Source organism: Sphingomonas sp. Leaf198, from assembly GCF_001424005.1.
GTDB lineage: Bacteria > Pseudomonadota > Alphaproteobacteria > Sphingomonadales > Sphingomonadaceae > Sphingomonas.
In genome coordinates, this window is the sequence record NZ_LMPX01000002.1 from 902,712 (window position 1) to 914,816 (window position 12,105).

Annotated in this window: 18 protein-coding genes; 12 read left to right on the plus strand and 6 right to left on the minus strand. The window is 66.7% G+C overall.

The features are described 5' to 3' along the window. Positions 1-279: 279 nt before the first annotated feature. Together crcB and ASG20_RS11215 are read left to right on the plus strand one after the other, a co-directional pair. Positions 280-654, plus strand: a complete 375-nt coding sequence (crcB, locus tag ASG20_RS11210; protein ID WP_056052059.1) for a fluoride efflux transporter CrcB — start codon at positions 280-282, stop codon at positions 652-654. Beyond that, positions 651-1,946 carry an RluA family pseudouridine synthase gene (locus tag ASG20_RS11215; RefSeq protein ID WP_082470899.1) on the plus strand — a complete coding sequence of 432 codons (1,296 nt, stop codon included), beginning with the start codon at positions 651-653 and terminating at the stop codon, positions 1,944-1,946. Before crcB ends, ASG20_RS11215 begins: the two co-directional genes overlap by 4 nt. 348 nt (positions 1,947-2,294) lie before the next feature. On the opposite strand, the gene ASG20_RS11220 is transcribed toward ASG20_RS11215, so the two are convergent. After that, a complete protein-coding gene (locus ASG20_RS11220) occupies positions 2,295-2,789 on the minus strand; it encodes a DUF1440 domain-containing protein (RefSeq protein ID WP_056052062.1) in 495 nt (164 codons plus the stop codon). Positions 2,790-2,903: 114 nt separating this feature from the next. Between ASG20_RS11220 and ASG20_RS11225 the strand changes: the two genes are divergently transcribed. The 3 genes from ASG20_RS11225 to ASG20_RS11235 are packed head-to-tail and all read left to right on the plus strand — an operon-like array spanning position 2,904 to position 4,455. Continuing rightward, positions 2,904-3,563: an HAD-IA family hydrolase gene (locus ASG20_RS11225; protein ID WP_056052065.1), complete on the plus strand. Its 660-nt coding sequence runs from the start codon at positions 2,904-2,906 to the stop codon at positions 3,561-3,563. After that, positions 3,560-3,778 carry a hypothetical protein gene (locus ASG20_RS11230; RefSeq protein WP_056052068.1) on the plus strand — a complete coding sequence of 73 codons (219 nt, stop codon included), beginning with the start codon at positions 3,560-3,562 and terminating at the stop codon, positions 3,776-3,778. Before ASG20_RS11225 ends, ASG20_RS11230 begins: the two co-directional genes overlap by 4 nt. Continuing rightward, complete coding sequence (locus ASG20_RS11235) at positions 3,775-4,455, plus strand: ATP12 family chaperone protein (RefSeq protein WP_056052071.1); 681 nt, start codon at positions 3,775-3,777, stop codon at positions 4,453-4,455. Before ASG20_RS11230 ends, ASG20_RS11235 begins: the two co-directional genes overlap by 4 nt. Positions 4,456-4,548: 93 nt before the next feature. Here the strand turns inward: ASG20_RS11235 and gmk are convergent, their stop codons facing one another. The 5 genes from gmk to ASG20_RS11260 all read right to left on the minus strand — a co-directional run bounded on the left by gmk (position 4,549) and on the right by ASG20_RS11260 (position 7,886). Further along, positions 4,549-5,199 (minus strand): guanylate kinase, encoded by a 651-nt coding sequence (gene gmk / locus ASG20_RS11240; RefSeq protein ID WP_056052074.1) that lies wholly within the window; start codon positions 5,197-5,199, stop codon positions 4,549-4,551. A 72-nt stretch (positions 5,200-5,271) separates the two neighbouring features. Continuing rightward, the gene (locus ASG20_RS11245) at positions 5,272-5,472 is read right to left on the minus strand and encodes a hypothetical protein (protein WP_056052077.1); all 201 of its coding nucleotides are present in this window, start codon (positions 5,470-5,472) and stop codon (positions 5,272-5,274) included. After that, positions 5,469-5,681: a hypothetical protein gene (locus ASG20_RS11250; protein ID WP_056052081.1), complete on the minus strand. Its 213-nt coding sequence runs from the start codon at positions 5,679-5,681 to the stop codon at positions 5,469-5,471. Before ASG20_RS11250 ends, ASG20_RS11245 begins: the two co-directional genes overlap by 4 nt. A 144-nt stretch (positions 5,682-5,825) precedes the next feature. Beyond that, positions 5,826-7,214: a class II fumarate hydratase gene (fumC, locus tag ASG20_RS11255; protein WP_056052085.1), complete on the minus strand. Its 1,389-nt coding sequence runs from the start codon at positions 7,212-7,214 to the stop codon at positions 5,826-5,828. A 186-nt stretch (positions 7,215-7,400) separates the two neighbouring features. After that, the gene (locus tag ASG20_RS11260; RefSeq protein ID WP_056052087.1) at positions 7,401-7,886 is read right to left on the minus strand and encodes an SspB family protein; all 486 of its coding nucleotides are present in this window, start codon (positions 7,884-7,886) and stop codon (positions 7,401-7,403) included. Between the two features lie 71 nt (positions 7,887-7,957). Here ASG20_RS11260 and hisB point away from each other — a divergent pair, with 71 nt between their 5' ends. From hisB to ASG20_RS11295, 7 genes are all read left to right on the plus strand, one after another. Continuing rightward, on the plus strand, positions 7,958-8,545 hold the full coding sequence (hisB, locus tag ASG20_RS11265; protein ID WP_056052090.1) for an imidazoleglycerol-phosphate dehydratase HisB: 588 nt from the start codon (positions 7,958-7,960) through the stop codon (positions 8,543-8,545). A gap of 109 nt (positions 8,546-8,654) precedes the next feature. Beyond that, entirely contained in the window at positions 8,655-9,260 is a 606-nt protein-coding gene (gene hisH / locus ASG20_RS11270; protein ID WP_056052093.1) for an imidazole glycerol phosphate synthase subunit HisH, read from the plus strand. After that, a complete protein-coding gene (hisA, locus tag ASG20_RS11275) occupies positions 9,257-9,994 on the plus strand; it encodes a 1-(5-phosphoribosyl)-5-[(5-phosphoribosylamino)methylideneamino]imidazole-4-carboxamide isomerase (RefSeq protein ID WP_056053084.1) in 738 nt (245 codons plus the stop codon). Before hisH ends, hisA begins: the two co-directional genes overlap by 4 nt. Before the next feature lie 217 nt (positions 9,995-10,211). Next, entirely contained in the window at positions 10,212-10,988 is a 777-nt protein-coding gene (gene hisF / locus ASG20_RS11280) for an imidazole glycerol phosphate synthase subunit HisF (protein ID WP_056052097.1), read from the plus strand. Between the two features lie 3 nt (positions 10,989-10,991). Beyond that, positions 10,992-11,183: a hypothetical protein gene (locus ASG20_RS11285; RefSeq protein WP_056052100.1), complete on the plus strand. Its 192-nt coding sequence runs from the start codon at positions 10,992-10,994 to the stop codon at positions 11,181-11,183. Positions 11,184-11,215: 32 nt separating this feature from the next. Continuing rightward, on the plus strand, positions 11,216-11,533 hold the full coding sequence (locus ASG20_RS11290; RefSeq protein WP_056052102.1) for a phosphoribosyl-ATP diphosphatase: 318 nt from the start codon (positions 11,216-11,218) through the stop codon (positions 11,531-11,533). Positions 11,534-11,649: 116 nt separating this feature from the next. After that, complete coding sequence (locus ASG20_RS11295) at positions 11,650-12,027, plus strand: histidine triad nucleotide-binding protein (RefSeq protein ID WP_056052105.1); 378 nt, start codon at positions 11,650-11,652, stop codon at positions 12,025-12,027. The last annotated feature ends 78 nt before the right edge of the window (positions 12,028-12,105 follow it).

Consider the following 12,105-nt stretch of genomic DNA (forward strand, 5'->3'; position numbering starts at 1 on the left):
CCCAATTGGGAAACATTGCTGATTGAGCGCCGCTCTTCGTTACTGCGACCTTTCCAATTGGGCCCCGGCCTTCGCCGGGGTGGTGGCGGGTTCGCGCGATGTTACCTCCCCTCTTCTTGTTCTCCCGCGAAGGCGGGAGCCCAGCCTGGGTCCCCGCCTTCGCAGGGAAACATTTTGGGACAGCGCTCGCACAGTGACTCAAAGTGACCCGGATGAAGCGCGCTCCCCACCCCTGCGGCGCACCTTTCCGTTTTGCCCGATTCACGCTAGGGCGCGAGAATGCTTCCCCTTCTCTATGTCATGGTCGGTGGTGCGGTCGGATCCGGCGCGCGCTATCTGACCGGCCGCGCGATGCTGTCGTTGCTCGGCCCTGACTATCCCTTTGGTACGCTTGCCGTGAATGTGATCGGTGGGTTGCTGATGGGGGTGCTGGTTGGCGTACTCGCCCGCAATACCGCGTCCGAAACGTGGCGGCTGTTGCTTGGCCTGGGCGTATTGGGGGGATTCACGACGTTCTCGGCGTTCTCGCTGGACGTCGTCACGATGATCGAGCGAGGCGCGATCGGCGTCGCGCTCGGGTATGTTTTGGTGTCGGTGATCGGTTCGGTCGCCGCGTTGTTCGCGGGTCTCTCCGCAGTAAGGGCCGTCGCATGACTGCGGGCAAAAGCGATAGCGATACGGGTTTCCGCGAGTTCAACGTCGGGTTCGACGATGACGGCATCCGGCTCGACCGGTGGTTCAAGCGGCATCTGCCCGAGACGAGCTTCACGACGGTGGCGATGTGGGCGCGCACCGGGCAACTCCGCGTCGACGGAGCGCGCGCGACTCCGGGCGACCGGATCGCGGCGGGCCAGATGCTGCGCGTGCCGCCGCCCGAGGCCGACAAGGCCGCCGCCGACGTCGACAAGCCCAGGCGCGTCCGCGAACGCGTGATCCTGTCGGACGAGGAGACCGAACTCGCGCAGAGCATGGTCATCCACAAGGATTTCCAGGCGTTCGTGCTGAACAAGCCCCCGGGTCTCGCGACGCAGGGCGGGACCAAGACGACGCAGCATGTCGACGGGCTGCTCGACGGGTTGCAGTACGACAACGAGGGGCGGCCGAAGCTGGTCCACCGGCTCGACAAGGATACGTCCGGCGCTTTGCTGGTGGCGCGGACGTCGCGTGCGGCGGCGTTCTTCGCAAAGGCGTTTTCGGGGCGGACCGCGCGAAAAGTCTATTGGGCGCTGGTGGTCGACGTGCCGTCGATCGAGGACGGCATGATCGAGCTGCCGATCGCGAAGCAGCCGGGCACCGGCGGCGAGAAGATGCACGTCGACGAGGCCGAGGGCGCACCGGCGCGGACGCGGTACCGCGTGATCGAGCGCGCGGGCAACCGCGCGGCGTGGGTCGAGTTGCAGCCGTTTACGGGGCGGACACACCAGTTGCGCGTGCATATGGCGGCGATCGGGCACCCGATTGTCGGCGATGGGAAGTATGGCGGGGCTGCTGCGTTTCTGACCGGCGGGATCTCGCGGAAAATGCATCTGCACGCGCGGCGGATCAAGGTGGATCATCCGGATGGCGGGTCGATCGACGTGACCGCGGAACTGCCGACGCATTTCGCGGAGAGCCTCAAGCAATTGGGCTTCGAGGAGAAGCTGGGCGACGACCTGGTGCTCGATGAGAAGACTGCGCCGACGCGCGAGCAGATGAAGTCGCGGGCCAAGGCGCATGCGAAGTCGGTGCGGAAGGACCGTAAGGGTGAGCGGCGTGGGCGTGGGATTGTCGAGGAGAAGGCGACGGGCAAGCCTGCGCCGAAGACGGGTGGGCCTCGGACCGGGGCTGGCTCGAAGTTCGGGGCGCCGCGGAGCGGGCCTCGGGTTGAAGGGGTCAAGCCGGCTGGGCGCGGGCGTCCGGGTGGAGCTGGGAAGCCTGGGCCTCGGAGTGGGCCTGGGACTCGGTAATTGATGGCTTTCGGCTGACGCGTGCCCTCACCCTTCCCACGGCCAAGCGGCCGCGGGCCCCTTTCCTCTCCCCTGAGGGGAGAGGGTGAGACGTCGGAGACGACCCTTACCTTTCACTCCACCCCGGCGGAGGCCGGGGCCCAATTGGAAAGGTTGAGGTAACGGAGCGATGATTTCCGTTACCGACGTCCCCAATTGGGCCCCGGCCTTCGCCGGGGTGGAGTGATTGGTTAGCGGTAGGCTTCTCCGCACATTCCATTCCCCCGCGAAGGCTGGGGTCCAGGGGCCACGATCGTAACGCTGCTTGATTCCTGGGCCCCCGCCTTCGCGGGGGGAACTAGTCGCGCGCTACTTCAGCCACCCCAGCAGCAACCGCCGCACACCCTCCGTCACCGTCCCGAACACGATGTGCGACGCCGCGCTATACAGATGCGTGGTCGGCGCAGTGTTCCACGGCGCATCGCCAAGCCCCGCCGCCGGCACCGCCGCCTCATCGAGCAGCGCCGTCGTCGCCGCAGCGAACGCGGTGCCGTAGCCCGCGGTTACCGAAGGGCGATATTCCGCCGCCACCGCGTAGGCGATACCCAGCCCTGCCCCGAGTGCATAATGCACGACCTGCCCTGCAAGCGGCTTGCGATCGTCGGGGATGTCGTGGCCAACCACCGCCTGCGACACCTTGTCCGCCGCCTTCTCCGTCGCAGGCTCGGCATCGCTCTCCGCCGAGAACAGCGCGGCGACGCCGGCCTGGAAGCGGTCCATTACGAACGAGGCGGCGAGACCTGCGACCAGGCCCGCTGCGGCGGCGGCCCAGATGTTCGGGGTGTCGGTCTGTGCGTGCGCCATCGTTGTGTCTCCAGAGCTATCCGACACGAACCGTTCGCAGACGCGCGCGTTCCGGTTTGGCGTTCCCTCGCGTGCACGCGTGATCTACGAGGCGGCGATGCGTTGGAAAATCTCATGATCCGTCTTGCCGTGTTCGATTGCGATGGGACGCTCGTCGACAGCCAGGCGAATATCTGTGTCGCCTGCGAGCGTGCGTTCGAGGGTGCCGGACTGGTCCCACCGCCCCGCGCGGCGATACGTCGGATCGTCGGGCTCAGTCTCGTTGAGGCTATGCAGGTGTTGCTGCCGCAGGCGGACGATGCGCAGCACCGGTCGCTCGCGACCGACTACAAGAACGCGTTCCATGCGATGCGGGCGAGCGGCGAGCTTGCCGACGAGCCTTTGTTCGACGGGATCGCCGAGGTGATCGAGACACTTGCGAACGACGGCTGGCTGCTGGGTGTGGCGACGGGCAAATCCGACCGCGGCCTCGCGCATATCCTAGCCACGCACGGGATCACCGAGAGGTTCGTGACGTTGCAGACCGCCGACCGGCATCCGTCGAAGCCCGACCCGGCGATGCTGTTCGCGGCGATCGCCGAGGCAGGCGCTAGCGCGGAGACGACCGCGATGATCGGCGATACGAGCTTCGACATGGCAATGGCCCGAGCGGCACACGTACGCGCGGTCGGGGTCGCATGGGGGTATCACGACGTGCACGAGCTTGCAGACGCGGGCGCGGATGTCGTCGCGACGGCCGTGCCGGATCTGCTGCACATGGTGGCTGCACGATGACCGACGCGGACAAGGTGGCGCAGCGGCGCTGGTTCGTGCTGGTCGTCGTCCGGCTGGCAGGGGTGGCAGGCGCGCTGCTCGGGCTGATCCTGATCGCGCGCGCGCATGATCTCGGGCCGAAGATCCTCGGGACGGCAATCGTGTTGTCGGCGATGGCGATGATCGCGATCGTGCCGCGCAGTCTCGCGCATCGCTGGCGGAGTCCTGACGCGTGAAGCGGTTCTGGAAAGACGTCGCGATCGATGCGGATCGGGTGGTGACGCTCGATGGCAATCCGGTGCGGACGCCCGGGCGACGACCGCTCGCGTTGCCGAGCGATGCGCTGGCCGAGGCGGTCGCGGCGGAATGGCGCGCGGTCGGCGAGACGATCGATCCGCGGACGATGCCGATGACGGGCTTGGCGAACGCGGCGACCGATCCGATCGCGAACGATCCGGCGCAGTTCGCCGCGCGGCTGGCCGCGTATGGCGAGAGCGATCTGCTGTGTTACCGCGCGGAGGGGCCGCGTCTGCTGGTCGAGCGGCAGGCGGCGGCCTGGGATCCGCTGCTGGCGTGGGCGCGGGGGCGATATGACGTGACGTTCGCGGTGACGGCGGGCGTGATGCATGTTGCGCAACCGGACGCGACGGTCGCGCGGCTGCATGAGGCTGTGGCAGCATATGACGATTTTAGGCTGGCGGGCTTGTCGCCGGTGGTGACGTTGACCGGGTCGCTGGTGATCGGGCTGGCACTGATCGAGGGTGAGATCGATGCCGATGCGGCTTGGGCTGCCGCGGGGATCGACGAGGACTGGTCGGTCGAGATGTGGGGCGAGGACTGGCAGGCGACTCAGTTGCGGGAATTGAAGCGCAAGGAGTTCGGGTTGGGCGTAGAGTTTTTGGGGCTGCTCTGACGCATCGTCATCCTGGGCTCGACCCAGGATCCAGAGCCACGGACGCTGGCGCTCTTGGCTCTGGATCCTGACTTTCGTCAGGATGACGGGTGGTCAGCGCGTCAGGCGGCGAATGAAACCGATCAACCCGGTCTGGCGCGAGCGCTTCAGGCGTTCCGCGGCCAGGATCGTCTTCACGCCGCGGATGCAGCTGTCGACGTCGTCGTTGACCAGCACATAGTCATAGCCGTCCCAATGGCTCACCTCGTTCGCCGCGCGCGCCATGCGGGCTTCGATCACCTCCTCGGAATCGGTGCCGCGGCCCGAGAGGCGACGGTGGAGTTCTTCCATCGAGGGCGGGAATATGAACACGCGGACGACGTCGCCGCCGGCGATCTGGACGAGCTGTTGCGCGCCCTGCCAATCGATGTCGAACAGTACGTCCTTGCCGGCCGCGAGCAGTTCCTCGACCTGCGCGCGCGGCGTGCCGTAGCGGTGATTGAAGACGTGCGCCCATTCGAGGAACTCGTCCTTCGCGACCATGACGCGAAAGCCTTCGAGGTCGGTGAAATGGTAATCCTTGCCGTCGACTTCGCCGGGTCGCATCGACCGGGTCGTGACCGAGACCGACATCTCGAGTTCGTGCTCGTCCGCGAGCAATCTGCGCGCGATCGTCGACTTGCCGGCGCCGGACGGCGAGGAGAGGACGAACAGGACTCCGCGACGACGGAAACCATGCGGGTCGGACGGAAGTGTGTGGGGCATGCGCGCCCTTGCCGCGGACCGCACATGGGCGTCAACCCATGCGCGGCCCGCGCGTGGTATTACGAAGGCGGATTAATAGCCGGCCTTGCGGGCCTTGTTGCGGTCGTAGGCCTTCTTGGCCGCGTAGCCGCCGCCGAGGATCATGCCGAGCGGGCCCATGCGGCGCATCAGGCCCATCGCTACGACGCCCTTGACTGCGCCCGAGGCGCCGCCCGAACCGTCGCGACGGCCCATCTCGCGGCCGACCAATGCACTGATAATACGTCCGATCATGCTTCTGACTCCCCGAAAACCTGGTCCTTGAGTTCCGCTGCACCGCGCAGCACGGCCCAGCCGATCGCGTAGGTCACGGCTAACGGCACGACGATCTTGAGTACGTTGGCGGTGATCGCACCGATGATCGCGCCGTCCGCGTTGCCGTCGTCGCCGCTGAGCGAGTCGATGCCTGCGCCGATCAGCGCGCCTATGGTCGTTGCGCCCACGTAATTTCTCCTGTCCGTGTGGCGGGTTAGCGCGCGAGGAGCGTTTGGGTTCCCACGCGCCCGCGTGTTCTCCTGCGCACGCAGGAGTCCAGGGTTGCGGGCGGCGCGCTTGGTACCCTGGGCTCCTGCGTTCGCAGGAGAACATCAGCGGCCCAACATCGATTCGGGTTTGACGACGCGGTCGAAGGTTTCGGCGTCGACCAGGCCCAGCGCGAGTCCGGCTTCCTTCAGCGTCAGGCCTTCGGCGTGCGCGTATTTGGCGATCTTCGCCGCGGCGTCGTAGCCGATCTCGGGGGCCAGCGCGGTGACGAGCATCAGCGAGCGGTCGAGCAGGTCTGCGATGCGGCCGCGATTGGGTTCGATGCCGTCGACGCAGCGTTCCGCGAACCCTTCCATCGCGGTGGCAAGCAGGTCGATCGAGCGGAGGACGTTGGCGCCGATCAGCGGCTTGAACACGTTCAATTCGAGATGGCCCTGCATCCCGCCGACGGTGACCGCGACGTGGTTGCCCATCACCTGGCCTGCGACCATCGTCAGCATCTCGCACTGCGTGGGGTTCACCTTGCCGGGCATGATCGAGCTGCCGGGCTCGTTGGCGGGAAGATCGATCTCGCCGAAGCCGCAGCGGGGGCCCGAGCCCAACAGGCGGATGTCGTTGGCGATCTTGGTCAGCGCGACCGCCAGCGTGTTGAGCGTGCCCGAGAGGTGGACGAGCGGGTCGTTCGACGCGAGCGCCTCGAACTTGTTGCGCGCGCTGACGAACGGCAGGCCGGTGATCTCGGCCAGTTCGTGCGCGATCGCGTCGCCGAAGCCGGCAGGCGCGTTGAGGCCGGTGCCGACCGCGGTGCCGCCCTGCGCGAGGATGACCATGCCGTGGCTGATCGCGGGCTCGATGCGGTGGCGGCAGCGGTAGAGTTGGTTTGCGTAGCCGGAGAATTCCTGGCCGAGCGTCAGCGGCGTGGCGTCCTGGAGGTGGGTGCGGCCGATCTTGACGATGTCGTCCCAGGCGTTGGCTTTGGCGTCGAGCGCGGCGTGGAGCTTGTCGAGCGCGGGGATGAGTCGGTTAGTGGTGGCGATCGCGGCGGCGATGTGGAGCGCGGTCGGGAAGCTGTCGTTGGACGACTGGCTCATGTTGACGTGGTCGTTGGGGTGGACCGGCGACTTGCCGCCGCGGGTGCCGGTGAGGACCTCGTTGGCGCGGCCGGCGATGACCTCGTTCGCGTTCATGTTCGACTGCGTGCCGCTGCCGGTCTGCCAGATGACGAGGGGAAACTGGTCGTCGAGCTTGCCGTCGATGACTTCCTGCGCGGCGGAGTCGATCGCGGCGGCGATTTTTTCGTCAAGGCCGTGGGCGCGGTTTACGCGGGCGGCGGCTTGTTTGACGAGCGCGAGCGCGTGGACGATCTCGATCGGCATGCGTTCGCGCGATGCGAAGGGGAAGTTCTCGATCGAGCGTTCGGTTTGGGCGCCCCAATAGGCGGCGGCGGGGACTTCGATCGGGCCGATCGTGTCGGTTTCTGTGCGGGTGGTCATAAGGAGATAACCTTCCGGGGCTTGCGTGGGTCCCTCGCCCCTTCGGGGAGAGGGAGGGAGGAGCCGCAGACGACGGAAGGGTGAGGGGTTTTGGGAGGAAGCGGCTTTAGCCTCACTCCCCTCTCCCTTCCCACGGCAAGTGCCGCGGGCCCCTTCCCTCTCCCCGTAGGGGCGAGGGAGTTTGGGTTACTTCTTCCGCTTGAAATCCACCGCGACGACGTTCGAGCCGTCTTCGATCGGGACCGCCGTCGGGCCGTCGTTTTCGGCTTCGTCGTGGTCGCCTAGCGCGTCGTCCGCACCCTCCTGCGCCTGGAAGCGGAGTTCGAAGCTTACCGCCGGATCCTGGAATGCGGTGATCGCCGAGTACGGGATTACCAGCTTCGACGGCACCTGATTGAACGAAAGCCCGATCGAGAAGCGCTCGTCGTCGACGATGAGGTCCCAGTAGCGGTTCTGCATGACGATCGTCATCTCGTCCGGGAAGCGCTCGATCAGCCGCTTGGGGATGTCGACGCCGGGGGCCTGCGTCTTGAAGGTGATGTAGAAATGATGCTCGCCGGGAAGCCCGCCGGCCTCCGCGACCGAACCGAGCACGCGGCCGACCACGGCACGCAGGGCTTCTTGTACGATCTCGTCGTACGGAATCAGGCTATCGGGCAGTCCATCGGTCATATCCCTTGGGTAGCGCCATTCGGATGCCGGTCAAGATTGCATGCGTCGTGGCGCACGTTATGGGAGGTGGCATGCGCACCGCCACGATCACCCGCTCCACCGCCGAGACGGCGATCGACGTCACCGTGAACCTCGATGGGACCGGCGTATACGACGTCGAGACCGGGGTCGGTTTCTTCGATCACATGCTCGAACAATTGTCGCGCCACTCGCTGATCGATATCCGCGTGCGGACCAAGGGCGACCTGCACATCGATGAGCATCACACCGTCGAGGATACCGGCATCGCGATCGGGCAGGCGTTCGCGCAGGCGCTCGGCGATAAACGCGGCATCGCGCGGTACGGCGATGCGCTGTCGCCGATGGACGAGACGCTGACGCGGGTGGCGCTGGATATTTCCGGGCGGCCTTGGCTGGTGTGGAAGGACCTGTTCTCGCAGAAGCGGCTTGGCGGCATGGATACGGAAATGTTCGAGCATTTCTTCCACAGTTTCGCGCAGGCGGCCGGCATCACGCTGCACGTCGAGACGCTGTACGGGACCAACAACCACCACATCGCCGAGGCGGCATTCAAGGGCGTCGCGCGAGCGCTGCGCACCGCGATCGAAATCGATCCGCGCAAGGCCGACGCGATCCCGTCGACCAAGGGGATTCTCTGATGCTCCCCTCCCGCCTGCGGGAGGGGTCGGGGGAGGGCCTGGCCCCGATCGTCGGACTCGCGGCTATGTCACTCCCTCCCCTAACCCCTCCCGCAAGCGGGAGGGGGATTTGACGCTTGCCCTGATCGATTACGGCGCTGGCAATCTGCATTCGGTCGAAAACGCTTTGCGAACTGCCGGTTGTGTCGATCTGGTTGTCACTGCCGACGCTGACGTCGTTGCGAAGGCCGAGCGGATCGTGTTGCCGGGCGTGGGCGCGTATGGCGCTTGTGCGGCGGCTTTGCGCGCGGTGCCGGGGATGGTTGAGGCTTTGAACCGGCGGGTTCGCGACGAGGGTACGCCGTTTCTCGGAATCTGCGTCGGCATGCAGTTGATGGCCGATGCGGGGGAAGAGATGGGGACGCATGCCGGGCTCGGCTGGGTTGCAGGGCGCGTTCGGCGGCTGGAGCCGGGGACGATGGAAGCGAAGGTGCCGCATATGGGGTGGAACGACGTCGTTCCCTCCGTCGCGCATCCGCTGATCGAGCCGGGCGAGGCGTATTTCCTGCATAGCTTTGCCTTCGAGGGCGCCGACGTGCTCGCGACCACCGACCATGCCGGTGCGGTCACCGCGGCGATCGGTCGCGACACGATGATCGGCGTGCAGTTTCACCCTGAGAAGAGCCAGCGCTACGGCCTGGCCTTGCTCGAACGTTTCCTGGAGTGGCGGCCGTGAGCCTGATTATCTTTCCTGCGATCGACCTCAAGGCGGGTCAGGTGGTGCGTCTCGCCGAGGGCGATATGGACCGGGCGACCGTGTATGGCGACGATCCCGCGGCGCAGGCGATGCTGTTCGCCGAGGCGGGGGCGGAGCATCTGCACGTGGTCGATCTCGACGGGGCGTTCGCGGGGGCTTCGGTCAACGGCGATGCGGTGCGGTCGATCGTCGCGCGGTTTCCGGGGCATGTGCAGCTTGGCGGCGGGATCCGGACTCGGGCGAGCGTCGAGGGCTGGTTCGATCTGGGCGTGTCTCGCGTCGTCATCGGGACGGCGGCGCTGGAGGATCCCGAGTTCGTGCGCGGCGTCGCGAAGGATTTTCCCGGCGGGATCGTCGTCGCGGTCGATGCGAAGGACGGCATGGTTGCGACCAAGGGCTGGGCGGACGTGTCGACCACGAGCGCGGTCGATCTGGCGCGGCGATTCGAGGATGCGGGAGTGGCGTCGTTGCTGTTTACCGATGTCGGGCGCGACGGGATGCTGAAGGGGTGTAACGTCGACGCGACGGTCGATCTGGCGCGGTCGGTGGACATTCCGGTGATCGCCAGCGGCGGGGTGAAGGGGATTGCCGAGATTCACGTGCTGGCTTTGCATGTTCGGGATGGGGTCGAGGGCGTGATTACGGGGCGGGCTTTGTACGACGGGCGGCTCGATCTTTCGGCCGCGTTGAGTGTGGCGAAGGCAGCAGGATGATTCACGCGGAGACGCGGAGACGCGGAGAGAAGTTGAGCGCCGCAGGCAGAAACTTGTTCGCGCAGAGGCGCAGAGGCGCGGAGAGTAAGAAGGTAGGCCTTGCTCCCTTCCTCTCTCTCAGCGCCTCTGCGCCTCTGCGCGAAATATTCTTCTTAGCGGCTTTGCCGCGTCTCTGCGTCTCCGCGTCTCCGCGTGAACAAAACCTGCGGCACAGCGCATGACGGTCCGCGCGCGCGTCATTCCGTGCCTCGACGTTGCCGATGGGCGCGTGGTGAAGGGCGTGAACTTCGTCGAACTGCGCGATGCGGGCGATCCGGTCGAGCAGGCGCGGGCGTATGACGCCGCCGGGGCGGATGAGCTGTGTTTCCTCGATATCGGCGCGAGCCATGAGGGTCGAGGGACGATCCTCGACGTCGTGAGACGGACAGCGGCGGTCTGCTTCATGCCGTTGACGGTCGGCGGCGGGGTACGGACGGCGGACGATGCGCGCGCACTGTTGCTGGCGGGGGCGGACAAGGTGGCGGTCAATTCCGCGGCGGTGGAGCGGCCGGAACTGGTCGCAGATATCGCCGAGCGGTTCGGCAGCCAGTGCTGCGTCGCCAGCGTCGATGCGCGGCGTTCCGGTGAAGGCTGGGAAGTGTTCACGCATGGTGGCCGCCGCGCGACCGGGATCAATGCGATCGCGCATGCCTTGAAGCTCGCCGAACTGGGGGCGGGCGAATTGCTCGTCACGTCGATGGATCGCGACGGGACACGGAGTGGCTATGATCTCGACCTGATCCGCACGATCTCCGACCGGGTGGGAGTGCCCGTCGTTGCGAGTGGCGGGGTCGGCGGGCTCGACGATCTGGTCGCAGGCATCCGCGACGGGCACGCAAGCGCTGTGCTGGCGGCGTCGATCTTCCATTTCGGGCAGGCGTCGATCGGCGACGCGCATGCCGCGCTGGCGGCAGCGGGGATCCCGGTGCGGACGCCGATTCGCGCGGCGGACTAGATCATGCCGGTGCTCACGATCCTCGCGGTCCAGTCGGGGCATAGCGGCGTGGTCCACCCGCGGACCGGGCCCGAGATGTCGGACATAGCGCTGTTCGGGTTTGCAGCGATCGGGGTCTGGCTCGTGCGCCGGGCGTTGCGGAAGCGGTTCATCAAATCGCGCCGCGGCGATGCGAGGCCGCCCAAGAAGGATTGACCCGCCTGCCCGCCTGCGCCAGCACGCCGCGCATGGACCCCGTATTCGACCGCCTCGAGGTGACCATCCGCGCGCGCCGCGATGCGCCCGCCGATACCTCCTATACCGCGAGCCTGTTCGCCAAGGGTCGCCCGAAGATTGCGCAGAAGCTCGGCGAGGAAGCCGTCGAGACCGTGATCGCGGCGTGCTCGGGCGACGAGGCGAGCATCGTGCCGGAAGCGGCGGACCTCATGTTCCATCTGGCGGTGTTGCTGGCGGATGCAGGGTTGAGTCTCGACGACGTGCGCGCCGAGCTGGAGCGGCGCGAGGGCGTTGGCGGCCTGGTCGAGAAGGCTGGACGGACGGGCTGACCTGCTCCCCTTCCGCTTGCGGGAGGGGTCGGGGGAGGGCATGACGCACATGCTCCGCCGGGATCGGGATGGCCCAGCCCCTCCCCTAACCCCTCCCGCAAGCGGGAGGGGAATATATGCCGATCGACGCCACCCAGCCTTACGACGACCAGAACATCTTCGCGAAGATCCTGCGCGGCGAGATCCCGTCGAAGCGAGTCTATGACGACGCGTTCGCGATCGCGTTCCACGACATCAACCCGCAGGCGCCGACGCATCTGCTCGTGATCCCCAAGGGCGCGTACGTGTCCTGGGATGACTTCTCGGCGCGCGCGTCCGATGCGGAGATCGCCGGCTTCATCCGTGCGGTCGGCGAAGTGGCGCGTGCGGCGGGGCTGGTCGAACCGGGCTATCGCCTGCTCGCGAACATCGGCCAGGACGGACACCAGGAGGTGCCGCATCTGCACGTTCATGTCTTCGGCGGGCGCCCGTTCGGGCCGATGCTGGCGCGATAGGGCAGCTTCACCGCACTAAAGGATTGCACGTAATAAAATTGCCATTAGGCTCGGGTGCTTGAGCAAGGGGGCCTTTTG